This is a genomic window from Kitasatospora sp. NBC_00374 (genome assembly GCF_041434935.1).
Lineage (GTDB): Bacteria > Actinomycetota > Actinomycetes > Streptomycetales > Streptomycetaceae > Kitasatospora.
The window spans coordinates 1,030,427-1,052,570 of record NZ_CP107964.1 but is presented as its reverse complement, the minus strand read 5'-3'; the positions used below and the strand labels follow the sequence as shown (position 1 = coordinate 1,052,570).

At 71.9% G+C, this 22,144-nt stretch carries 20 protein-coding genes and 2 pseudogenes; 9 read left to right on the top strand and 13 right to left on the bottom strand.

The window, feature by feature from the left end; genetic code table 11:
* Positions 1-46 precede the first annotated feature (46 nt).
* The 5 genes from OG871_RS04885 to OG871_RS04865 form a co-directional block, all read right to left on the bottom strand.
* Positions 47-1,852, bottom strand: coding sequence for an amidohydrolase (locus OG871_RS04885; RefSeq protein ID WP_371494423.1), 1,806 nt, complete (start codon positions 1,850-1,852; stop codon positions 47-49).
* A 170-nt stretch (positions 1,853-2,022) separates the two neighbouring features.
* Positions 2,023-2,964 carry a hypothetical protein gene (locus tag OG871_RS04880; protein WP_371494422.1) on the bottom strand — a complete coding sequence of 314 codons (942 nt, stop codon included), beginning with the start codon at positions 2,962-2,964 and terminating at the stop codon, positions 2,023-2,025.
* A gap of 111 nt (positions 2,965-3,075) precedes the next feature.
* A complete protein-coding gene (locus OG871_RS04875) occupies positions 3,076-3,201 on the bottom strand; it encodes a hypothetical protein (protein WP_371494421.1) in 126 nt (41 codons plus the stop codon).
* Positions 3,202-3,817: 616 nt separating this feature from the next.
* Positions 3,818-5,158, bottom strand: a complete 1,341-nt coding sequence (locus OG871_RS04870; protein WP_371494420.1) for a DUF2252 domain-containing protein — start codon at positions 5,156-5,158, stop codon at positions 3,818-3,820.
* A gap of 123 nt (positions 5,159-5,281) precedes the next feature.
* Complete coding sequence (locus OG871_RS04865) at positions 5,282-6,649, bottom strand: diacylglycerol kinase family protein (RefSeq protein WP_371494419.1); 1,368 nt, start codon at positions 6,647-6,649, stop codon at positions 5,282-5,284.
* 502 nt (positions 6,650-7,151) lie between these two features.
* Here OG871_RS04865 and OG871_RS04860 point away from each other — a divergent pair.
* From OG871_RS04860 to OG871_RS04830, 7 genes are all read left to right on the top strand, one after another.
* Positions 7,152-8,450 carry a DUF2254 domain-containing protein gene (locus tag OG871_RS04860; protein ID WP_371494418.1) on the top strand — a complete coding sequence of 433 codons (1,299 nt, stop codon included), beginning with the start codon at positions 7,152-7,154 and terminating at the stop codon, positions 8,448-8,450.
* A gap of 221 nt (positions 8,451-8,671) precedes the next feature.
* Positions 8,672-10,222, top strand: a complete 1,551-nt coding sequence (locus tag OG871_RS04855) for a DUF1254 domain-containing protein (protein ID WP_371494417.1) — start codon at positions 8,672-8,674, stop codon at positions 10,220-10,222.
* 79 nt (positions 10,223-10,301) lie between these two features.
* Positions 10,302-10,709 carry an SHOCT domain-containing protein gene (locus tag OG871_RS04850; RefSeq protein ID WP_371494416.1) on the top strand — a complete coding sequence of 136 codons (408 nt, stop codon included), beginning with the start codon at positions 10,302-10,304 and terminating at the stop codon, positions 10,707-10,709.
* Between the two features lie 89 nt (positions 10,710-10,798).
* Positions 10,799-11,308 carry a DUF1269 domain-containing protein gene (locus OG871_RS04845; protein WP_371494415.1) on the top strand — a complete coding sequence of 170 codons (510 nt, stop codon included), beginning with the start codon at positions 10,799-10,801 and terminating at the stop codon, positions 11,306-11,308.
* Between the two features lie 460 nt (positions 11,309-11,768).
* Positions 11,769-12,224, top strand: a complete 456-nt coding sequence (locus tag OG871_RS04840; protein WP_371494414.1) for a hypothetical protein — start codon at positions 11,769-11,771, stop codon at positions 12,222-12,224.
* A gap of 63 nt (positions 12,225-12,287) precedes the next feature.
* The gene (locus tag OG871_RS04835) at positions 12,288-13,127 is read left to right on the top strand and encodes a transposase family protein (protein ID WP_371494413.1); all 840 of its coding nucleotides are present in this window, start codon (positions 12,288-12,290) and stop codon (positions 13,125-13,127) included.
* A gap of 136 nt (positions 13,128-13,263) precedes the next feature.
* A complete protein-coding gene (locus OG871_RS04830; RefSeq protein ID WP_371494412.1) occupies positions 13,264-13,962 on the top strand; it encodes a hypothetical protein in 699 nt (232 codons plus the stop codon).
* A 55-nt stretch (positions 13,963-14,017) separates the two neighbouring features.
* Here OG871_RS04830 and OG871_RS04825 read toward each other — a convergent pair whose 3' ends face one another.
* The 5 genes and pseudogenes from OG871_RS04825 to OG871_RS04805 all read right to left on the bottom strand — a co-directional run bounded on the left by OG871_RS04825 (position 14,018) and on the right by OG871_RS04805 (position 16,016).
* Positions 14,018-14,506 (bottom strand): potassium channel family protein, encoded by a 489-nt coding sequence (locus tag OG871_RS04825; protein WP_371494411.1) that lies wholly within the window; start codon positions 14,504-14,506, stop codon positions 14,018-14,020.
* 254 nt (positions 14,507-14,760) lie between these two features.
* A pseudogene (locus OG871_RS04820) lies at positions 14,761-14,912 on the bottom strand (winged helix-turn-helix transcriptional regulator); the annotation flags it as partial.
* Positions 14,894-15,154: pseudogene (locus tag OG871_RS04815) on the bottom strand (hypothetical protein); the annotation flags it as partial. The pseudogenes OG871_RS04820 and OG871_RS04815, both read right to left, overlap by 19 nt.
* A gap of 43 nt (positions 15,155-15,197) precedes the next feature.
* Positions 15,198-15,626: a hypothetical protein gene (locus tag OG871_RS04810; RefSeq protein ID WP_371494410.1), complete on the bottom strand. Its 429-nt coding sequence runs from the start codon at positions 15,624-15,626 to the stop codon at positions 15,198-15,200.
* 78 nt (positions 15,627-15,704) lie between these two features.
* Positions 15,705-16,016, bottom strand: coding sequence for a hypothetical protein (locus OG871_RS04805; protein WP_371503531.1), 312 nt, complete (start codon positions 16,014-16,016; stop codon positions 15,705-15,707).
* Here OG871_RS04805 and OG871_RS04800 point away from each other — a divergent pair.
* Positions 15,920-16,486, top strand: coding sequence for a serine hydrolase (locus tag OG871_RS04800; RefSeq protein WP_371494409.1), 567 nt, complete (start codon positions 15,920-15,922; stop codon positions 16,484-16,486). The two genes, OG871_RS04805 and OG871_RS04800, sit on opposite strands and share 97 nt — an antisense overlap.
* Before the next feature lie 169 nt (positions 16,487-16,655).
* Here OG871_RS04800 and OG871_RS04795 read toward each other — a convergent pair whose 3' ends face one another.
* Entirely contained in the window at positions 16,656-17,954 is a 1,299-nt protein-coding gene (locus OG871_RS04795) for a DUF2254 domain-containing protein (RefSeq protein ID WP_371494408.1), read from the bottom strand.
* A complete protein-coding gene (locus OG871_RS04790) occupies positions 17,951-19,708 on the bottom strand; it encodes a cation:proton antiporter (RefSeq protein WP_371494407.1) in 1,758 nt (585 codons plus the stop codon). Before OG871_RS04790 ends, OG871_RS04795 begins: the two co-directional genes overlap by 4 nt.
* Positions 19,709-19,982: 274 nt before the next feature.
* On the opposite strand from OG871_RS04790, the gene OG871_RS04785 reads away from it, so the two are divergent.
* Positions 19,983-20,933 carry an oxygenase MpaB family protein gene (locus OG871_RS04785; protein WP_371494406.1) on the top strand — a complete coding sequence of 317 codons (951 nt, stop codon included), beginning with the start codon at positions 19,983-19,985 and terminating at the stop codon, positions 20,931-20,933.
* Positions 20,934-20,954: 21 nt separating this feature from the next.
* Here the strand turns inward: OG871_RS04785 and OG871_RS04780 are convergent, their stop codons facing one another.
* On the bottom strand, positions 20,955-21,962 hold the full coding sequence (locus OG871_RS04780) for a helix-turn-helix domain-containing protein (protein WP_371494405.1): 1,008 nt from the start codon (positions 21,960-21,962) through the stop codon (positions 20,955-20,957).
* Positions 21,963-22,144: the final 182 nt, after the last annotated feature.

Genomic DNA, 22,144 nt, shown 5'->3' with positions numbered 1-22,144 from the left:
CGTCGGCTGCCTCGCGCCCCGGCGGCCCACCTGATCCGGCGAGCTGTCAGCAGCAGCCGTGCCACTGGTAGTTGGCCAATGACAGGGCCGCCGTGCCGGCCCCGGAGTCCTCGACGCATACGGCGGTGACGGGGTGGACGGTGGCTCCCTCCTTGATGGTCTCGGCCACCGTGATGTCCCTGATCGCCTCCTCGCCGACCGTGAGGGGGCTGGCGGAGAGGATCACCAGGTCGGCGAGCTTGCCGACCTCGATGCTGCCCTTGCGGTCCTGCTCGAAGTACTGGTGGGCGGCGTTGATGGTGATGGATCTGACCGCGTCCAGGGCCGACACGCACTGCTCGGGGCCGAGGACGACCTTGTCGGTGCGGGTGCGGCGGGTGACCTGGCTGGACAGGATGGCGATCGAGTTGGGAAGGGCCACCGGGGCGTCGTGGTGCGAGGTGTAGATCATCTGCTGGTCGAGGGCCCAGCGGGCCGGGGAGATGGTCGCGGCCCGCTCGGGGCCCAGGACGGTCTTGCGGTACCAGTCGCCCCAGTAGAAGGTGTGCATCGAGAAGAACGACGGGATGACGCCCAGCCGGGCGAAGGCCGCGATCTGGTCCTTGCGGGCGGTCTGGGCGTGGATCGCCACCGTTCGCCGGTCGCCGGGTCCGGCCTCGTCCGTGGCGTCGTCGACCGCGTCGATGAACTGGTCGATCGCGGCGTCCCCGTTGACGTGCGCCAGCACCTGCCAGCCCTTGGCGTACGCGGTGCGCACCTGTTCCAGGACGACCTTGGTGTCCTCGACGGTGGGGTAGCCGCAGTAGCCCTCGGGTGTGCCTTCCGGCCGCTTCTTGTAGGGCTTGGTGAGCCAGGCGGTCCTGCCCTGCGGGGACCCGTCCAGGTACATCTTCACACCCGCCGCCCGCACGCCCTGCTCGTACTCCCGGCTCGCGCGGACCGGGTCCTCCTCCGGTGATGCCACGGCCTCGTCGGCCCGGGCGTAGGCGACGACGTCGATCTTGAACGGCTCGACGGCCGCGGCGTCGCGCAGCGCCTGGAGGTTCTCCAGCGTGGCGCCGCCCTCCTGGACGGTCGTGAAGCCGAAGCTCGCGGCGGACGTCACGCCCTTGCTGAAGAGGGCGGCCAGTGCGGTCGACGGCAGGCCCATGGTCGCCTTTGCGGAGGCGGGGGAGAAGGCGGTCTCCTCCAGGACGCCGTTGGGCTCGCCGAACGGCCGGGCCACGGCGCCGGGCTGACGGCGGATGACGCCGCCGTCCGGGTCTGCCGTGGCCCTGGTGTAACCGAGCTCCTGCAGGCCGAGGCTGTTGACCGCCCCGAGGTGGAAGGACTGATGGATGGCCAGCACCGGTCGGGTGGTGGACACCTTGTCGAGGTCCTCGCGGGTCGGGTGGCGGCCTTCGGTGAGCATGGCGTCGTCGTAGCCGAATCCGATGATCCACTTGGAGGCGTGGCCCACCGGGGTGTCCGCCCACGCGCAGAGCTTCTCCCGGAGCGAGTCGATACCGGTGACGTCCCCGTCGGGGTCGGCCAGCAGATTGGCGAGTGTGGCCTGCAGGCCGATGCCGCCCAGGTGGCCGTGGGCGTCGATGAACCCCGGGAGCAGGGCGCGACCCTCCAGGTCGCGCAGCCGCGTCCGCGGGCCCTGCCAACGCGAGACGGCCTCCCGGTAGTCGCCGACGTGGACGATGACACCGTCCTTCACGGCCACCGCCTCGGGCCCGGGGGCGGCCTCGTCCGCGCCGGCGGCCACCGTCACGATCTCCCCGCCGTGGAAGATGGTGTCGGCCTCCGCGTACGGCGCCGGGGTGCTGTCGTCGGTCTGCGCCGTCACTGCGGGCTGATCGATCATGCCGATTCGCTCCTGCCGTCTACGTTCAGTACGCAGTTGACTACCCATCGTCACGGCGCTCGAACCCGAGCGCGGCCTGTCCCTGATGGGACGCCCCCGACCGTCCGAGGTCGAACACCCGAACTCGTAACGGTCGGTAGCCCCGGCCGAGCCGGCCGACCGATACGGCATCAGGCGCCGAACCCACCTGGACTGAAGTAGTTGCTGGACGGCCCGTGGAAGTGCTGTTTCCAGCGGCTCTGCTCGGTGATCCGTGGCCACGGGTCGACCAGCACGCCGGTGAGCTCCTGCCAGGCTCCGGTCTCCCTGCCGCTCTCGTGCCACTCGCGCAGCGCGAGCCCGGTCTCGCGGGACCACAGGACCGCGATGTACCTGTCCCGCTCGCGCTCCTCGGTGAGCGCCGCCTGGACCTCTTCGGGGGTGAGCCCCGTCCGTACCAGGCCTCTTCCGGTGTCCCGCACCTCGCTGACGGTCTGCAAGGAGATCTCGAAGCGACGGGGGAGGGTGCTGGTGTGCTCGTGCACCGTGTACGCCCAGACGGGCTCGCCGGGAGCACCGGTCATCGCTGCGGCACGCGCCGCGCGCTCCCCCGGCTCGCGCTCGCGCCGTTCCTCCTCCATCCGTGCTCGGAGCTCGTGCAGCCTCCGTTCGTGGCGCTCACGTTCGGCCTGGACGAGCGGGGTCAGGTCACCTGCCTGCTCGCGGTACTCCCGGTAGGCGGTGAGCGCGCGGTCGCGCAGGCGTTCCATGGTGCCGTGGTGTCTGGCGCGCCGCCGGTTCCCCGGAGCGCGGCGGGCCTTCCAGAAGGCGCGGGGCAGCACGCCGGGCTTCCGGTACAGAGCCCGAACCGCGCGACGCTCCTCCTCCACCATGCCCTCCATGACGCGCAGGATCTCGTCGGTGGCGGCGTACCAGCGTGCCGCGTCGGCGGCGGAAGCGTCCAGGTCGCTGGTCCGCCAGTCGCGGCGGTACCGGGCGGTGGTGTCACTGCGCACGGCGCAGTAGAGGTCGCGGGCCGCGTCGACCTCTTCACCCGTCAGGTTCGACGGGTAGTCGGGCAGCAGATCCCTGAGGCGCGTGCAGGAGACCGGCACCTCCGCGTTCCCCGTCATGATGGCCCTGCCTTCCTGCTTCCGGGATTTGACAGGGTTCTACCCAGTCCGGCCCCCGACAGTTCCCGAGCAACGCTGGCCGACAACTCGTCGGGCCGACCCGACGGCACCTCAGCACTGCCACAGGAACGCCGCGCCGGTGCAGGGGGAGCAGGTGAAGGCGTAGGCGCGGCCGCCGCCGAAGTTCATGGCGGTGACGGGATCGGGCCCCTCCTGGAGCTGAACGGCCAGTCGCATCAGTTCCCCGCAGGTCGGGCAGGCCGGCGTCTCGTCGTCCTGGAGCCAGGCCGGTGTGCCGTTGAGCTGCCCGAGGACGTGGTTCCGGGGTCGGCCGGTCCGCGCCGCCCACGCGGTGCCGGCGCCGTCGTAGTCCGGGGCATCCGCCAGGACCTGGGGCTCGGCGGTGCGGGTGGCGCCGAGGAGCAGGACGTCGTCGGCATCCTCGTCCTCACCGGTGCCGGGCAGCGGGATCGGCGCAGACCGCGGGCCGGGAGGAGCAGCGCGAGGTTGGCACCCGAACGGGCGTCCCAGTCCTGGCAGCGGCCCGGGCGGCTCTGGCAGGCGAACAGCGCCAGCACGCGGGCCTGCCGCCCGTCACCTCCTGCGACGGCGGCGCCGGACGCGTCCAGGGCGATCTGCGCGAGGAACTTGAGCGGCCCGGCGCAGATGGCACAGAACGGCCATGCGGTGCCGGGCGGGGCCAGCGGCACGCCGCCTGTGCGGGTGATCGTCGCGTCGGGTGCGGTCGGGCCCGCATCGGTGATCAGGGTCGTCATGCGACCCGACTGTAGGACGACGTGCGGACATCGCCGGGCCACCACCTGGTGGAGATCCGGCCGTCCGGCGCTCCGGTTCAGATGCCCGGGGTGGCGGGGATGTCTCCGGCGGCGATGGCGGCGGTGAGGGCGGCATGGTCGGAGACCGTCTGGTCGGCGTACTGGAGGGCGAAGTCGGCGATGGCCTTGTCGAAGGTGTCGCCCTTGCCGAGGTATCCGGCGATGGCGATGCGGTCGCCGGTCCGGCCGTGCGCGCGGGCCAGCGCGGTGCCGCACAGCGCGGCGTACCGGCGGAGCACGGCGGGGGTCATGGTCTCGACGGCGGCGGAGCCCTTCATGTCCCGTAGCTGCCGGCCGTAGTAGTGGCGCCCGGCCGGGCCGGTCACCCAGCCGAGGAAGATGTCGCTCGCGGCCTGCGTCAGCCGCTGGCCGGCGACGACCCGGTGCCCGTGGTGGTCGTGGGTGTCGGCCGGGAGATGGTCCTCCAGCACCGATGGTCCGGCCTCCTTGATCTGGAGGAAGAGCGGGTCCTGGTCGTCGCGGCCGGTCAGCAGGAGGATGTAGCAGCGGGTGCCGACGCTGCCCACCCCGACGACCTTCCGGGCCGCGTCGACGAGCTGGTAGCGGTCCAGCAGGACGCGGCGCTCCTCGGGGAGCGTGCTGCGGTACTCGCTGAAGATCTTGCCGACGGTCCGCAGTCGGGTCCGGCTGACGACCTCCAGCAGGGGCGGGTCGTCGACGATGCGCCGGCGGCCGTCCCGGATCTCGGTGAGCTTGGCGAGCGCCTGCAGACTGGTGCGCCGACGGGCGTGTGCCAGGGTCGCCTCCACCTGCTTGCGCCGTTTGGGTTTTTCGATCAGAGGGAGCAGGGCATTGGTGTCGATACGCGTGTACCAGGTGTCGAGCTCGCCCCGTTCGGCGAGCCGCCGCATCGCGAGCCGGTAGGCCTGGACGGCGTTCAGGGCGGCCCGCCACGCCTGGTCGTCATCCTGCCCGTTCTCGCGGGCGGCCACCGCGACGCTGGCGGAGAGGCGTTTGACGTCCCATTCGAACGGGCCGGGCAGCGTCTCGTCGAAGTCGTTGACGTCGAACAGCAGCGCCCGCTCGGGTGAGGCGAAGACGCCGAAGTTCATCAGGTGCGCGTCGCCGCAGAGCTGGACGGTCAGGCCGGTGTTCGGTACGGCGGCGAGGTCGGCGGCCATGACCGCGGCCGAGCCGCGCAGGAACGCGAACGGGGACGCGGCCATCCGGCCGTAGCGGATCGGCAGCAGCTCGGCCACCCGGTCGGCGGCCTCCCGCACCAGCACCGCGACGGGATCGGGCCTGTCCGACGCCGCGATCCACGGCCCGTGCTCGGCGCGCCCGAGGTGCTTGCGCTCCGCGCGCCCGCGTCGTGCCCGTTCGGCTGGACTGGTCATCGTCGCTCCTTGTCGCTCACCCCCCAGGTCGTCTCACGCCCTGTCTTCCCCACCCCAGCCTGGGTGCGCCCCGCCCGCCGCGCACGTCGGACGGCCGTCGCCGACGCGGTGACCTGGTCCGAGTCACGCGGCGCGGGCCCCGTCGGTGCGGTCCTCGGCGCCCGGCGGCGGCCGGGTGAAGGCCAGGGTGACGACGTCGCGCCAGTGCATGGGGGGAGTGGCCGGGGGAGCGCCCGGGCGGAGCCTGGGTACCAGGACTCGCAGGGCGCCCGGGCGGATGGTGCAGGTGACGGGCGTGGGCATGGTGAGGGCCTCGCCGTCGACGGCGACCGGGATCCGCTCCGCGTCCGATCCGACGAGGATCCGGCGGGAGGTCAGGACCTGGAGGCCGGCTGCTCTGGCACCTCGGAGCGCGACCTCGGCCGCCTGGGCCGCGTTGTTCACCCGGATCCCGAAGACCCCCAGCACGCCGAGATCGAGCCGGACTCTGCGCCCGCCCGCGGCCATCGGTTCGGGGGCGGCATAGGGGTTGTTGCTGACCAGCAGCGCCTGCTGGGCCTCCAGCCGCATCTCGTCCATCGCCGCGTCGAGGGCGTGGCCGGTGTAACCGAGCAGGAGGTCGGGCAGGGCGTTCAGGGCTGTGCCCGCCTTGGCGTCCCGGTATTCCGGGCGCTGCACGATGTCCGCGTAGACGCCGAACGAGGCCGTGTTGACGAAGGTGTGGCCGCCCACGACACCCAGGTCGATCCGGAGCTCCTCACCGTCGGTCAGCGCGTCCAGGCAGCGGGCCGGATCATCGCGGTCCAGGCCCAGGTCCATGGCGAAGTGGTTCCGGGTGCCCGCGGAGATCACCAGGAACGGCAGGTCGTGCTCGGAAGCCACCTCGGCCACCAGGGCCTGGGTGCCGTCGCCGCCGGCCACCCCGAGCAGGTCCGCGCCTTCGGCCACCGCCTGACGGGCGATCGCGGCGACGTCCGTCTTGACCGTCGTGTCGAGCAGCACCACCCGGGCGCCCAGCGCCTCGGCCTTCTCGACCAGGCCGAACCGGCCGACCTTGCCGCCGCCGGACTTCGGATTCATGATCAGTACCGGATGCCGGGGGGGTGGTGCGGAGGGGACCGCCCGCATGCCCTGGGGATGCCGTGCCCCGCGCAGCGCCGACCGTGCGCACGCCGCGGCCACCGCCCACAGGGCGAAGGCGGCCAGCGCCTCGGGCCACACGTCCGCCCGGGCGTAGATCACCAGGACGGCCACCGGTACGGCCATCACGAGCAGCAGCCCGGCCACCCGCAGGGCCCCGCGATGGGCCAGCACCCACCACGTACCCACGGCCATGAGCGCCGCGCCGACCACCCCGACCACCAGGACGAGCAGACCACCGGGGCCGCTCGCGGCCACCAGCACCACCACCGCGCTCAGCGCGCAGGCCAACGCCAGCCTGGCCGACCGGCGAGCGCGCGCCGGAGCGTCGGAAGGGTCCGACCGTGCCATCTTCCTCACATCCTCTGACCGGTTCCCGTGCTGACCCGGTGGCTGTTGCGGTGGGTGGCCGCCATGGTCGGGTGGTGGTGAGCGGGAGAGCTCGCCGCGTGGTGAGCACAGCCGATCACGAGTTCGGCCATGCCACCATGCTGCTCGCCGGACGGACGTTGCGCATCCGCCCTCCCTCCCGGGTGTCGTCCCGGCCGTGGCTTGTCCGCGGGCCTGGCCCGGTCGTTCGCACGAGGTCGTGCTCGGCCGGGGTGCGGGGGTCCGGGGCGGGAGCGTGTCGCTGCCGTTCTCCGTATCCGGTCCTCCACCACACTTGCCTCTGGCAGGCCGTCACGGGAGCCGGACGAGGTGGCCAGGGCTGCCAGGCGAGGCCTGCGCCGGGCGGTCGGCCCGGCGCCGTGTCACCGGAGCACGGAGGCGGGTCCGTGTCCGCGTGTCCGCCGTCTGCGGTCACGGAGGTCGGGCCCTGCCGGCTGTCCGTGCCTGAGCGAAGGGTTGCGCGATGTTGTCCTGGGCCGCCCGGTTCCGGTTCTGGCAGTACGTCAAAGGGTGCTTGTGGCTGGTGCCGACGCTCGGTCTGATCCTCGGGGCGCTTCTTGCCCGGTGGGCGGTGGTGGTGGACGGCACCGGCGTACTGCCGTCGAGCTGGACCTACGCCGAGTCGACCGCCAGCAGCGTGCTGAGCTCGATCGTCGGGGCGATGATCGCCCTGCTGGGATTCGTGGTGACGATCGGCGTCCTGGTCGTCCAGCAGGCGACCGGTACCTTGTCGCCGCGATACATGCGGTTGTGGTACCGGGACCACCTGCAGAAGGCCGTCCTCGCCACGTTCGCCGCGACCTTCGCCTTCGCCTTCTCCCTGCTGACCTCGATCGGGGCGGAGACCGTGCCGGACCTTGGGGTCACCCTGGCCGGTCTGGGCGTCGCCGTCAGCCTCGTGCTGCTGCTCGTCTACCTGAACCGCTTCACCCACAACCTGCGGCCGGTCGCGATCGCCGCCATCGTCGGGCGCCTGGGTCGGAGCCTGATCGTCGAGCTGACGGCGGCGGGCCCCCGCGCGACCGCCTTCGACGGCCGGGCACTGCCTGAAGGACCCATGATCCCTGTCCCCGCCACACACGGTGGCGCCGTCCAGGCCATCGACGTCAACGGGCTGATCGCCCTCGCGGTCCGCCACGAGTGCACCATCGTCCTGGCCCACCCCGTCGGGGACTTCCTGCCGCCCGGCGCCACCCTCGCGCGGATCCACGGCGGGGCGACGACCGGCCTCGCCCCCCGTCGAGTGCGCGGAAAGGTCGCATTCGGCGTCGAGCGCACCATCGAGCAGGACCCGGCCTTCGCCTTGCGAGTCCTCGTCGACATCGCCACCCGCGCGCTGTCCCCCGCCGTCAACGACCCGACCACCGCCGTCCAGGTCCTCGACCACATCGAGGCCTTCCTCCACACCCTCGACACCGCCACACTGCGCCGGCGCCACGTCGTGAGCGACGGACACGGCAGGCCGCTGCTGGTCGTGCCGGACCGGTCCTGGGGGGACTACCTGGAGCTCGCCGTCAGCGAGATCCGCGACTTCGGCGTGACGTCACTCCAGGTGTGCCGCCGGCTCAGGGCGCTGCTGGACGGTCTCCTGGGGACCGTGCAGGCCGGGAACCGGGCAGCGGTCACGAGGGAGATCCGCCGACTGGATGCCGCGGTCGAGCGCACGTTCGCGGATCCGGACCAGCGTGCCGTCGCCATGATCGGAGACCGTCAGGGCATCGGTACCGGCGCAGGCGAGGACGGAGCACAGGCGGGTCGGTGACCGCCGCGCACCGGTCGACATCGCGGCGGCGCCCGGTGTCGCGATCGCCGTCGCCGAGCTCGAAGCAGCAGCCGAGGCCCCGGTGAACAGGGACACCGCGGCCGGACGGCCGATCGCCGTCCCACTCGGGAGTGACCGGCGCGTCGGCCGGAGCCGGAGGCGGAGGGCCGCCGGTAGACCGGCGGATGCGGGGATCCGTGGCGTTACGCAGGATGGAAGGCATGGGTGATTTCGCGAAGGCTCCCTTGTCGGTGACGACGCCCGACGCGGTGGAGACCCGGATCGGTGCGCTGCGGTTCACCGACGGGATCCCGGACGCCGGCACGTGCGAGAAGGTCTTCGACCAGCTCGATCTGACGCAGGGTGTGAACGCCTTTCTGGCGGGTCTGCCCGGGGTGTCGGTGCGGGCGATCCGGCAGGGCTTCCTGGACGCGGGGGTGGCGGACAACCAGGTTCTGCTGTTCTCCGGGCTGATGGACAGCGCGTCGCTGTTCCTGACCGGCAACGCAGACACCGTGTACTTCCTGAGCTTCCTCGACCTCACCGACGGGCCGGTCGCCCTGCGGGTCCCGCCGGGGTGCCTGGGCACGATCGACGACATGTGGTTCCGCTGGGTGACCGACTTCGGGCTGCCCGGCCCGGACCGCGGTCAGGGCGGCACGTACGTCCTGCTGCCGCCCGGCTACGACGGTCCGGTGCCTGAGGGCGGGCCGTTCGTCTACCGCTGCCCGACGTGGCAGGCAATCGTGCTGGGCCGGGCGTTCCTGGAGGGCGGCGACCCCGCGCCGACGGTCGCGCGGATCAAGGAAACCCTGCGGATCCACCCCTACCCGCCCGGCAGCTACGGCAGCAGCATCGGCGCGTTCCTTCAGGGCAGGGCGCCGCTCGCGCCGCTCACCACCGCCGATCCGCCCGTGTTCGTCGAAGGCACCGGCCTGGCGATGAACACCCTGCCCCCGAACGACTTCTCCTTCTACGAGCTGCTCGACACCCTCGTCCAGGAGCAGCCCGCCGAGTCGGGCGACCCGGAGGCCGGCGGGGCGTTCCGCGCGATCGGCATCGCCAAGGGGGGCGCCTTCAAGCCCGACCGGCGGATGCGTGCTCTGCTGGAGGACGCCGTCGCGATCGGCAATGCCGCCGCCCGCGCGGTCGGACTGCGCGCCCGCGAGCAGGAGGGCTTCGCGTACTACGACGGCTCGGCCTGGTACAACCCGCTGTTCGTCGGTGGCTACGACTGGACGGTCCCGCCGCCCGAGACCGGCCCGGAGGGCGGCCTCAGGCCCTACCCGCCGACTTCCGGACGGGCCCTGAACTCCCGCACCGCGTTCTTCTACATCGCCACCGGCGACAGCCCCGCGATGTGCATGCGCCTGACCGGCGTCGGCTCCCAGTACCTGATGGTCGCCGCCGACTCCGCCGGTGAGCCCTTCGACGGTGCGCGCCCCTACCGGCTGACGCTGCCCGCAGGCATCCCCGCCGCCCGCTTCTGGTCCGTCACGCTGTACGACAACCAGACCCGCTCCATGCTGCAGACCTCGCAGCGCTACCCCTGGGCGGGCAGCCAGAGCTATCCCGGTCCCGCCGCCACCGCGAACCCGGACGGTACGACGACCCTTCACCTCGCGCCCGAACGTCCCGTGGACGCGGCCGACGGCACCTGGATCCGGACCGTGCCCGGCAAGGGATGGTTCGCCATCCTGCGTCTCTACAGCCCCGAGCAGCCGTTCTTCGACAAGACCTGGCGCCCGGGCGAAGTCGAACCCGCCAACTGACACCCCACGACCGGTCCCCGCACAGGGTCATGCCCACGCTGATCCAGGTGGGGCAGGTCGGCCAGCACAGGAGAGACCCATGACTGCTGCGGTGAATCTCGCTGCGGACTATCCGCTGCTGAACATCTTCTGGACCATCTTCTGGATCTTCGTCTGGATCCTCTGGCTCGTCCTGCTGTTCAAGGTCATCGGCGATCTGTTCCGCGACGACTCGCTGAGCGGCTGGGCCAAGGCCGGCTGGGCCGTGTTCGTGGTCCTGGTGCCCTACCTCGGCGTCTTCGTCTACCTGATCGCCCGCGGCAAGGGTATGGGCGAACGCGAGCTGGCCCGGGCGCAGCAGAGCGAGGAGCAGTTCCGCTCCTACGTGCGCGAGACGGCCGCGACCGCCGACCCGGCCGAGCAACTCGCCAAGCTCACCGACCTGAGGAACCGCGGCCAGATCACGGACGAGGAGTTCGCACAGGCCAAGGCCAAGATCCTGACCTGATGCCGTCCTGACCACACCCCCGATTCCACCCGCACGACCCACCCTGCCGTGTCCTTCCGAACGCGGCGACGACGAACAGGAGAGACACCATGGCCAAGCCCGACTCGGTCTTCGTCTTCATCGGCACCTACCCGAGCGAGGCCGCGGCGCGAGCCGACTACGACATCGTCAAGGAGCTGCACTCGGCCGGTGCCGTGGGCAGCTTCGACGCGTCCGTGGTCACCAAGGACGACGCCGGCAAGGTCCACGTCAACAAGGACGAGACGGCCACCCGGCACGGGGCGTGGGGCGGAGCCGCCGCGGGTGCGGTCGTCGGCCTGCTGTTCCCGCCGGCGATCATCGGCACCGCCGCCGTCGGGGCCGCCGTCGGCGGGGTGGGCGGCCACCTGTGGCGCGGCATGTCCCGGGCGGACGTGAAGGAGTTCGGCGAGATCATCGACGAAGGGCAGGCCGCCCTCGTCATCGTCGGCGCGAACACGCTCTCGCAGGCCCTCGACAAGGCCGAACTCAAGGCCGAGAAGCAGATCGCCAAGGAGCTCGACGTGAGCACGGACGACATCGACAAGGCCGTCCGGCAGGCCGCCACCGAGGTCGCGTGACCCCTGTGACCCGGCGCCCGGAGCCGCCGCGGCGCGGTGGCCGGACGTGCGTAGAACCGCTCGCGGCCCGTGGACGACACAGCCGACCGGGCCGCACCCGTGGCGGGGCGGCCCGGTGAGGGGACTGCTCACACTGCTCGTTCCCATCGCCGCGGTGACGATCGCGGCCTGCTCGATCTGCAGATCGCCGACTCCGAATGCCTCGTCATCGGCATCGTCCTGATCTCCGTCTATCGGAGGACCGGTCGAGCAGGAGCAGGAGCACCGTCGGGACAGGGCGGAGAGCGGCCCCTCATTGAGTGGTGTGCATCGTGAAGTGGCAGGTCACGGGCCTGGTGTGATTCCGTGCCCCGGTGCTCGTGCTGGTCACGCGCGGCAGTCTGCCGTGTAGATCGTCGGGCAGGGAGGTCTTCGTGGGTTCTGGCCCGTTCCAGCCCGCGATGCTCCTACGCTCCCGGGCATGGTGGGCCCCGAGGTACTGGAACGGATCGCCGCGCGGCGCGCGGAATTGGACGAGCTGGAAGAACAGCTGGTCAAGCAGTTGGACGAGGTGAAGGCCGAGCGGGACGAACTCGCAGTCGCCGAGAGGGTCCTGACGCGGATGAGCGAGCGGACAGCTGGGGAACGGGATGCCGTCGCACCGGCGTCAGCGCAGGTCGGCGGGCGTGCGATGCTGCTGGTCCCGCACCGTGGCGACAGCGTTGACGAGACCGCGCTGCCCGACGACTACCGCCGGATCCTGGCGATCGTGCGAGCCGTCGGCGGTCCGGTGCAGGTGCGGGCAGTGGGCGAAGAGCTGGGCCTTCAGGTGGAGGTGCGCGGGAAGCTGGAGCCGCTGCGGGCGAAGCTGGTCAAGCTCGCGGACCGCGGCTGGCTGCACAAACGCGGCGACGGGAAGTTCACCGCACGGTTGTAGCCGTCCAGGTCCTGCACGCCGCAGGGCGTAACCGGAGGGCCCCCGGCGGCAGTTGAGTTTGGTGTGAAGAAAAACAACGGTCTCGTCGAGGGCCCCGACGGTCTTGTCTACACCGCCCGCCTGCCGCTGTCGAGTGCCACCTTGAACTGGCTCGCCGACCTGATACGCGGCCACTGCAAGAAGATCGGATCGCGGTGGCGGGCCCTGTCGGCAGGGAGGATCGCCGGCATCGTGCTGGCGGTGCTGCGCTGTGACCAGCGGCCCGGCGACATGGCCGGCGGGAACGGGGTGCACCGCACCACCGTGACCCGGTGGGTGCGCGAGGTCGTCGGCCTGCTGGCCGCCCGCGCCCCGCGCCTGGACCGCGCGCTCAAGAAGATCGCCCGATCGGGTGGCGGGGTGGTCCTGCTGGACGGTTCTCTGATACGCACCCGCCGCCGCACCGGGACCGAGAACCGGAAGAACTACTCCGGCAAGCACAAATGCCACGGCCTGCTCGTGATCGCGCTCACCGATGACAAGGGCCGCCTGGTCTGGGTGAGCGCGGTCCGCCCCGGACGCACCTCGGAGATCACCGCGTGCCGCCACGACAAACTGACCGCCCATCTGCGCGCGGCCGGCCTCGGCGCGATCGCCGACCTGGGCTTCCTCGGCCTCGACGACAGCGGCCCGGACGCCGACCCGGCGGTGATCACCGGCTACAAGGCGGCCCGCAACCGGCCTCTTACCCGGGGGCAGAAGCTGTCCAACAAGGCGCTGGCCGCGGTCCGGGCCCCGGTCGAGCACGGCTTCGCGCACCTGAAGAACTGGCGCGTGCTCGGCAAGGTCCGCACCGACCCGAAGTGGGCGACCGCGCTGGTGCGGGCCCTGCTGGTCCTGACGAACCGGGAAGTCGCCCGCTGACCGACGATCTTCACCGAAGTCATCCGCCCGCAACCAGCGTGAGCACCCCGACGCCGACGCACACCAGGCCCGTGACCTGCCACTTCACGATGCACACCACTCATTAGGGGCTCACGCAGACCGGAGGATGAGGCGGATGAACGCGTCCGGGGCCGACCAACAGGTGGTGTCGTCGAACGGGTGGGACGCTCGCCTGTACCGGCTGTGGATCCTGTACAACACGATCGCCTTCGTCACCGTGCTGACCGTCGGCTTCCTCCTGGCCCTGCTGGGCGGCAACGTGCTCCACCTCTCCCTCGCCAGTGGCCACGTGGTTGTGGCGCTCGTCATCGCGACCCTCGGGGCCGCGCTGTTCGGTGGTGTCCTGGGCTCGCTGCAGTGGCTCGTCGTCCGGGAGCGCGTCCCCGTCCCACGCAAGGAGTGGGTCACCGCCAACGTCGGTCCGGCGCTGCTGGCCTGGCTTCTGGTGATCATGCCGGCCGTGATCGACGCCCAGAACACCCACAAGAACGCGTCCACCGCCTACCTCCTGGCCGCCAGCCAGTCGCTCGCCCTGGGCCCGCTGCTCGGCCTGTCGCAGTCCGTGGTGCTCCGCAAGGTCACCAGCCGCTGGAAGTGGTGGATCGGGGCGAACCTCGCCTCCTGGCTCATCGTCGACGCCGCCGTCTACCTGCTGGCGGAGCTCTTCGGCGGCTCCGACGCCCTCACCGCGAAGGGCTCCATCGCCGAGGTCTACCTCACCCTGATCGCCACCACCCCGTTGACCGGCCGGGCCCTGCTGTGGGTGCTGGCGCCCTCGGCGACGACCTTGCCCACGAAGCCGCAGAGCCCCTGATGCACCGGGCTCCGACCTCCGGCTCCCGGCTCCGGGACGACGAGCCGGCGGAGGGTCACTTCGCGGCGGACGAGCCGCCGTTCCCGCCGTCGGCCGAAGCCGCACCCCGCAGCCGGAGGCTCTCCTGGACCGCGCCGACCAGCAGCCGGGCCGCGACGCCGATCAGCACCAGGTCGAGCGTCATCTGCCCGGTGGCCAGCAGCCGGGCAGGTTCGCTGCGCGGGCTGATGTCCCCGAAGCCGACCGTGCTGAACACGGTCATCGTGAAGTACAGCGCGTCGCTCCGGGTCAGCGGCTCGCTGAAGCTCTCCGGCGTGCTGCGCTCCAGCAGGTAGTACACCGCGGCGAACAGCAGCAGGAAGAGGGGGAGAGCCGTCGCCACCGCCTCGACGGCCCGTAGCTGCGGCTGCAGGGATTTCGTGATCACCCGGACCTGCCAGTACAGGAGCAGGGCCACCGCGACGAGTCCACCGACCAGGGCGAGCACCGTGCCGATCGTGAAGGCCGAGTCCAGGGGCAACAGGTAGTAGGCCGTGAGGAGCACTCCCGTCGCCAGGGTCGACCGAACGCCGGCGAGCACCGCGGCTCGGCGGCCCCCACCCGTATACCCTTCCAAGGATTCCCCTTTCGGCCTCGTGCGCTGCCGTCCTCGGCCGGCTGCGTCCGCCTCGGACCATCACTCTCCCGGGTGAGCCGACCGCCGTACGGAAGGCGCACCACCGGTGTCACCGGTCCGGCGGCACCGCGCACGCGCCGACGAGAGCGGAGCTATCCCGGGCGCGGGCCGCTGTCCGCCCGTCAGGCGTCGAAGCGGTGGCGGAGGCCTCGATGTGACCGAGGTAGTGGTGGGTCCAGTCGCACAGCCCGGAGATCGTCACCCGTAGGGCCCGGCCCGGCTCGGTGAGGGTGTACTCGACCCGCGGTGGCACGGTGGGGTACACGGGCGCTTCTCGGTGTAGTCGGCCAGGACCGGTCCCAGGTCCAGCACCTCGTCGACCAGGTCGGCGACGAACCGGGCTTGATGGTCATGGGGCAGCCAGTCGTCCAGCGACGGGGGCAGCAGCAGAACCTGGTGCGGATCGAACGCCCCGAACCGCTTGTCCACCGCCGCCCCACGGCCCTGCGGCTGCCTCTTCTCGACCGGCTCGACAACCCATCCCCACCACGCATACCGGGATGATGTCGCACGGATGATCACAAGCCGCACTCGGGTTGCCGGCTACGGAGTCACGCTCCTAGCGGTAGAAAGTCCGGCCAGCGGCGCCGGATGAGACCGACCAGACCTCGACAATCAACCCATCGGAGACCCTGAGGATGTCGATTCCGCTCCTGGCGACCTTCCCACCGTCCTCGGCCGCGAAGCTCGCAAGGTAGGGGCGCGCGACAAGTCCGGTCGGTGCGCCGTCGGCAGGCGCGAGATCGACTGTGGCGGTCCCCTCCGCTGCGAAGAGAAGCCCGGTGCGGGACTTGTGCCAGGCAGCGACCGTCTCGGCAAGCTGCTGCGGGGTGCGGATCTCGTCGAAGGCGTCGGTGCCCGCCTGGGCATAACGCAGCACGAATTCGGGCGCCATGATCTCGTTGACGAGATCGAGGTCGCCGTTCCACATGGCCGTCCACCGGTCGAACAGGCCGATACCGAACGCGCGCATGCCGTTGTCGCCCACAACAACCCCCTGAGTTAAGGATCTTCGTAACGCGACGACGGTAGCAAGCACCTACGACAGTTACTCTGACCCACGCTCCTAGGTTCTGAGCCGGCGGGCGCGGAGCCGGGTGAGGCCCCAGTGGACGGCGGCGGCCTCCGCCCAGGCGAGGACCACGACCAGGACCAGGAAGGTGCCCCCGTCGAGCGAGGCCCCGGCGCCGGACAGGATCAGGGGAAGCACCGACGGGAGCGCCACCAGCCCGAGTGCCAGGTGCGGCAGGGCGTTCGACGTGTCGAAGGGGTCGCTGCTCAGTGGCGCCGCGGCGGCCCAGACCGCCAGGGCGGCGACCAGCAGCCCGTAGACCACGACGGCGCGCCCGCCCCTGCCTACCCGTCGTCGGTTGCGCATCGGCTGCGCCCTCCGCTCCCTCGTCCACCACCGGCTGTTGTGATCGCCACGGCCGGACCGGGCTTCTCACCAGGGACGATACGGGACGGCGGCGGCCCGACGGGACCCGCCCCGACCTGCACGACCTGCACCGCTGGGCCAAGATGGTCGCCACCGGCACCCTGCTCTCCCCGGCGACCCAGGCGGAGCGGGAGAGGTTCATCACCGTGCCCGGGTACGACGGCGCCGGGTACGGGCTGGGCCTCTTCCGGACCCACGGCTGGATCGGTCACAACGGCTCGCTGCCGGGCTACGAGAGCGTGACGATGTATCTGCCGGAGCAGGACGCCACCATGGTGCTCCTGCTCAACACCGCCATCCTGCACGACGGCTTCGAGCCGAGCACCCTCTTCGCCCGGGCGATCACCTCCGTCATCACCCCGGACCACGTCTACGAGCTCCCGGCCGAGGGCTCCGACCGGAACCCCTGAGCCCCTCGACGGCGCCCGTGCCTGCGGCGCCCGCCCTCTCCGTCAGGCCGGTTCGGCGTGGAGGGCGCGAACCCCGAGGATGAGTCGCGGTCCGCCGCCCGCGGGCCGGCCCGGGACGCAGCCGTGCGCTGGGCCAGGTCGGGGTGGGGCGTGGGCTTCGCGGGACCGCCTACGGACCGGGGGGTGGGGTGCCCCGCGGATGCCGTCCGCCGCCGATGCCCTGGGGGTCGGGCGTCCGGGCGCCGGCGCGGCGGGCGGGGTCGGTGAATTCCCGGTCCACCGTGGCGTCGAGGAGTTCCAGCTCGGCCCGGACGGCGGACAGGTGCTCGTCGGGCAGCGTCGTGAGGAGATGGTCCAGGAGGGCCCTGAGCCGTCGGCAGACCTGGAGGGAGGTCGCGCCGTACTCGCGGATCTCGGTGACGGCCAGGTCGAGGTAGTCCGCCCACGCCCTTCCCGGCACCACGACGCGCGGCCGGCCGCCGTCGTCGGCGAGCACGTAGCTGCTGCGGAGGCCGGCACGGCCGACGGCGTGCAGGAACGCCTCGATGTGGTTCAGCACCTGGACGGCGGTGGTCGGGTCGTTGACGGCGGGGGAGAGCGCGCGGATGGCGATGTCGACCAGGATGCGCAGGGCGAACGCCGGGTCCTGCTCGATCGTCCGCTCGGCCCCGAGGGCGAGCAGGCCGACCACCCGGCGCGGGTCGGGCGCGGACCTGCCGTGGCGGACCTCGACGATCGTGGCGCCGGGAGGGACGAAGTCGCCGACGGAGGCGGCCAGGACGAGGACGCAGTCGTGCCGGGCCGCGAGGGCGGCCATGCCGCGTGCGTCGAACGCCTGGATGACACCGCCGCGTCCGGACCGGATGCGGGCCACCGGGCCGTCGGACGCAGGCGCGCCGCCCGGCGCCGCGGAGCCCCGGACATGCGCCGCGGCGCGATCGAGGACCCGTTCGCCCATCCGTCCCACGATGTCGGCGATGGCCACCGGCCGCAGGTTGTGGGTGAACCGGTTGAGGTAGATCAGCAGGAGCAGCAGGCTGACGGAGACGGCGACCCCGGCCAGGGTCACGCCGAGGTTCGGGACGGAGTTCGTCTCGATGCTCCGCAGCAGGGTGTACGCGAACGCGAACGTGCCGGTGAAGGTGGCGAGGACGGCCTTCTGCAGCCGGTCGCGGTACCAGAGCCGCATGTAGCGCGGGGAGAGGGTGCCGGTGGCCTGCTGGATGACCAGGACGCCGATGGTCACGACGAAGCCGAGCAGAGCGATCATGGATCCGACGACGGAGCTGAGGACGCTGCTCGCGGTCGTCGCCGAGTAGTCCCAGGTCCTCGGCAGCCAGGACGACCCCTCCGCCGCGGCCGCCGCCTCGGCCAGGGCGACGCCCAGGACGAGCCCGAGCAGCGGGACGATCCACAGGCTCGCCTTGGCGTACTGCCGCAGCCGGAAGCGGGTGGCCCAGGACATCATGCGGGGCTCAGCAGGACGGCGGTGTCGTCCGGCAGCGGGGTGATCGCACTGGTCTCGGTGACCGGGTCCAGCCGGCCGTCGGGTCGGATGACGAAGAGGACGTCGTGGCCCGGCGGGATCGGTACGGAGCCGGGCTGCAGCAGGAAACGGGCACCCCGCCGGTAGCGTTCGGCGAGCAGGTGGCGGACGAGTGACCGGCCGAAGAGGATGTCGCCCCCGGTGTACGGGGCGACCACACCGTGGCTGCCGCGGGGCGGTCCCACCCGGTAGACGGGGCCCTGGACGTTGTCCTTGACCACGACCGAGGCGAGCGCGTTGAAGTCGTCGTCGTCGGTGAGGAGGAACACGGCTGTGACGCCCTCCAGGCGTGCCCGGGGATTGGTCGCGGTCGCGAGCATCTCCCCGTGCGCGAGTTCGATGCCGGCGGCGGTGATCTCCTCACGTTCCTCGTCGAGCCCGGCCCACATCAGCACGTCGAGTCCTGCCGACTCGAGGGCCTGCCCCAGGCCGATCACCCACGGGTCGCCGCCGACCAGCAGCGGCCGGGTCCGCGTCGGCCGGACGACGCCCAGCCGACGGGCCACGGGCGCGGCGGTCAGGGCGTAGAGCAGGACCGTTCCGACGATCACCAGGAAGGTGATCGGGAGGATCTTGGCGGCGCCCGGCAGGCCCTTCTCCACCAGAGCCGATGCGAAGGCGGACGCGGTCGAGGCCGCGACGATTCCGCGCGGAGCCATCCATCCGACGAAGCCCCACTCTCCCCTGGTGAGCGCCGAACCGTGGGCGGCCGCGTACGCGACGAGCGGGCGCACCACCAGCACGAGGATCGCGATCAGCACCAGCGACGGCACGAGCACCGGCGTCACGGAGGACGGCGGGACGGCCGAGGAGATGGAGATGAACAGCAGCCCGATGATCAGCTGGACGAGCGTCCCGAAGAAGGGCCTGCGGGCGGGCATGTCCAGGCCCGGGAGGTTGGTGACGGCGAGTCCGGTGACGATCGCCGCGATGAGGCCCGTGTCGTCACGGGCGATGTCGCAGCCCGCGGAGACGACGACGACCGTCGCCAGCTGGGCCAGGGTGCCGAGGGTCTCGCCGAGGCGCAGCTTGCGCAGGGCCAGCCAGAGGAGGGCGGTCCCGACGGCGCCCCCGGCGAGGCCGACACCCATGCTGATGAGGAACTGTCCGATCTGGTAGCCCCGGCCGATGTCGATCCGGCCCGAGGTCGCGACCGCGTGGAAGACGACGGCGCCGAGGATGCCGCCGATCGGGTCGGTCAGGGTTCCCTCCCAGACCAGGATGCGCCGCACCTTGTCCGTCGGCTGGACGTACTCGAGCACGGGGCCCACGACGGTGGGGCCCGACACGACGAGGATCACGCCGATCATCGCCGCCACCCTGAGCGGGATGCCGAAAAGTGCCGGGCCGATGCCCGAGACGGCGAAGAAAGTGATCAGGATGCCGAAGATCAGCAGCCGTCCCACGATCCTGCGGGTCTCGCCGGTGAGGTTGCGCAGGTTCAGTCCGAGACCGGCGTCGTAGAGGATCACCGCGACCGAGAGCGAGACCAGCGCGGGGAAGTCCGGCCCGATCAGCCGTCCGGGATGGATGACGTCGGTGAGGGCGCCCACGGTGAAGCCGACCGGCAGGAGGATGATCAGGGCAGGGACCTGCAGCTTGTTCGCCAGGATCTGCGAGCCGGTGGCGAGGGCGACGGTCAGGGCGATACCCAGGAGGATCTCTTCGCCGGTCATCGCGGTCATCCTCCTCTTGACGTTCGGGGGCCCGTGGGATTCAACCGCGCCCACGAGTCCCGCACCGGCCTTCCGCGGTGGGACACGGTTCCTGCCACCCGATCGGCCCCCGCCGCCCCCCGCGGGGATGTCATGAGCCGGACCCGGACGGCCGTACGTACTCCCGACGGGGTGTCAAGGGGCGTACCCCGGAGGGCCGAGTCCGACGGCGCAGGCCCGGTACGCCCGCGCGGTCGGTACTGTGGTGGGCCGGGGCGAGGAGGGGCGGGCCAGGATGAGGTCGCAGAACGGTGTCGCCGGGTGGCGTACCCCGCTCGTCGCGCTGCGCGCCCGCCTGCTGGCGGAGATCAACGCGACCGTGCACGGACAGGACCTGCACCTGGAGCGCTACGACCGCCCGGCCGGGGACCCGGGCCTGTTCGGCCCGGACAGCGTGGTGTGGCGGGTGCACGGGCACCCGGCCGGAATGCTGGTGGGCGGCTTCGCCGCGCTGCTGCTGCAGTCCCTGCACCCGCTGGCGATGGCCGCCGTCGACGCCCACTCCGACTTTCGGGCCGACCCGACCGGGCGGCTCAACCGGACGGCCCGCTTCGTCACCACCACGACGCTCGGCTCGACGGCGGCGGCCGAGCGGGCGATCGCGGGCGTGCGGAAGATCCATCCGCGGATCCACGGCACCGCACCGGACGGCCGCCCCTACCGCGCCGACGACCCGGAGCTGCTCACCTGGGTGCACACCGCCGAGGTGTACTGCTTCCTGACCGGATACCAGGCCCTCGCCGCCACCCCGCTGACCGCCGCCGAGTGCGACGACTACCTCGCGCAGGCCGCGCTCGTCGCCGAACGCCTGGGCGCCACCGAGATCCCGGCCTCCCGCGCCGAGGCGGCGGCCTACCTGGCCCGGACGAGGCCCGAGCTACGGGTGACGCAGCCCGCCCTGGACGTGCTACGGCTGCTGCGCGGGTTCGGTCGCAGCCGCCGCGAGCGCGCCGCCGTCCGGCTGCTGACGAACGCCTCGATCGGCCTGCTGCCGGACTGGGCCAGGGCCGAACTCGGCGTTCACCGGCCCTGGTTGGTCCGGGCGGCCTGGGACCGCCCGGTGGCGCGGACCGGCGGCCGGATCATGGTCTGGGCCTGTGGGCCCTCCCCGATCCGGGCCGCCGCCCACGCGCGGGCCACCGCCCAGGCCGAGGGCACCGCCGGACCACGGGGGACGGCGCCCTGACCCGTCTGCCGCTCCCGCGGCTCAGATCCATCCGCGGCGCGCCGCGTGCAGCGCCATCTGGAACCGGGTGAGCGATCCGGCCCGGGTGTTGAGCTGTTCCAGCTGCCGGGAGAGCGTACGGCGGCTGATGCCCAGGAGTTCGGCGATGGTCTCGTCGGTGACGCCGGTGGCCAGCAGCTCCAGGATGCGGCGGTGGAGGGGGCTGAGCGCCGGGGGCACCCGGTCGCTGAGGTGCATGGGCAGCGCCGTGCGCCACGCGGTCTCGAAGAGCCCCGTCAACGCGGACAGCAGGCTCGACGGGTGGACGACGAGGAGGGAGTCGTTGACCTCGGCCTCGACGAACGACATCGACACGACGGCCACGCGGCGGTCGAAGACGGCCAGTTTCACCGGGACGGTCGGCAGCACCCGGGCCTGCTCCCCGGCGGCGATGCCGGGCCGGATGTTGACACTGTAGTAGGCGGCGTTCTGGACCGCGGACTTGGAGTAGACGACGCGGTACTCCACGCCCTGGCCGAGCTTCTCGACCTCGACCGGGTTCGCGGCGCCGTGGGTGTGGTACGGCGGGGAGTCGAAGCGCAGCACCTCGGACTCGGCGGCCTCCTCGATGTTCCAGATGCGTTCCACGACGGACGGACCGGTGACCACCTCCACCAGGTTCTCCGTGGACTGCGGGCTGACGGTCCGCCGATAGCCGTGGTAGGCCGCGACGGCTGCCTGGTGCGCCTGGCGGAGCTCGGCCGTGCGGGCGTGCGCCAGGTACTCCAGGGCGATGGTCGGCTCGACCGGGACGTGTTCGCGGCAGTCCGGTCCGGCGGCGGTGATCAGGCCCATCCTGCGGAGCTGGGCCAGGTGCCGGTCCAGCTCCCGCCCGTGGAAATGGTCTTCCTCGGCGCCGTGGTGGCCCAGCTCCTCGGCGAGCTGCCCGCGGTCGCAGGGGCCGATGGTGAGCAGGGCGAGGTAGGTCTCCGCCTGCCGGTCCGTCAGGCCCAGGCGGAGCAGATGCGTCGGCAGGTCGTCGTCGGTCATCGAGGGGCCTCCCTGTGAGGACGGCGGCAACCAGCCCCGTCTGCCGGTGAGCAAACAGCACAGACCAGCCGGTGCGGTGCATAGTGGCACGTTTCACCCGCGGGACACCAGGGAGCGACCGGGCCGGGTCGGCACGGCGCGCGGAACGCGAACGCCGGTCCGCGAGGCTCGAACACCCGCTC

Bases quoted from the DNA above. Each gene is read 5' to 3' on its own strand.
- OG871_RS04885 (WP_371494423.1), bottom strand. From the start codon at position 1,852: ATGATCGATCAGCCCGCAGTGACGGCGCAGACCGACGACAGCACCCCG.
- OG871_RS04880 (WP_371494422.1), bottom strand. From the start codon at position 2,964: ATGACGGGGAACGCGGAGGTGCCGGTCTCCTGCACGCGCCTCAGGGAT.
- OG871_RS04875 (WP_371494421.1), bottom strand. From the start codon at position 3,201: ATGCGACTGGCCGTTCAGCTCCAGGAGGGGCCCGATCCCGTCACCGCC.
- OG871_RS04870 (WP_371494420.1), bottom strand. From the start codon at position 5,158: ATGACCAGTCCAGCCGAACGGGCACGACGCGGGCGCGCGGAGCGCAAG.
- OG871_RS04865 (WP_371494419.1), bottom strand. From the start codon at position 6,649: ATGGCACGGTCGGACCCTTCCGACGCTCCGGCGCGCGCTCGCCGGTCG.
- OG871_RS04860 (WP_371494418.1), top strand. From the start codon at position 7,152: ATGTTGTCCTGGGCCGCCCGGTTCCGGTTCTGGCAGTACGTCAAAGGG.
- OG871_RS04855 (WP_371494417.1), top strand. From the start codon at position 8,672: ATGGGTGATTTCGCGAAGGCTCCCTTGTCGGTGACGACGCCCGACGCG.
- OG871_RS04850 (WP_371494416.1), top strand. From the start codon at position 10,302: ATGACTGCTGCGGTGAATCTCGCTGCGGACTATCCGCTGCTGAACATC.
- OG871_RS04845 (WP_371494415.1), top strand. From the start codon at position 10,799: ATGGCCAAGCCCGACTCGGTCTTCGTCTTCATCGGCACCTACCCGAGC.
- OG871_RS04840 (WP_371494414.1), top strand. From the start codon at position 11,769: ATGGTGGGCCCCGAGGTACTGGAACGGATCGCCGCGCGGCGCGCGGAA.
- OG871_RS04830 (WP_371494412.1), top strand. From the start codon at position 13,264: ATGAACGCGTCCGGGGCCGACCAACAGGTGGTGTCGTCGAACGGGTGG.
- OG871_RS04805 (WP_371503531.1), bottom strand. From the start codon at position 16,016: ATGCGCAACCGACGACGGGTAGGCAGGGGCGGGCGCGCCGTCGTGGTC.
- OG871_RS04795 (WP_371494408.1), bottom strand. From the start codon at position 17,954: ATGATGTCCTGGGCCACCCGCTTCCGGCTGCGGCAGTACGCCAAGGCG.
- OG871_RS04790 (WP_371494407.1), bottom strand. From the start codon at position 19,708: ATGACCGGCGAAGAGATCCTCCTGGGTATCGCCCTGACCGTCGCCCTC.
- OG871_RS04785 (WP_371494406.1), top strand. From the start codon at position 19,983: ATGAGGTCGCAGAACGGTGTCGCCGGGTGGCGTACCCCGCTCGTCGCG.
- OG871_RS04780 (WP_371494405.1), bottom strand. From the start codon at position 21,962: ATGACCGACGACGACCTGCCGACGCATCTGCTCCGCCTGGGCCTGACG.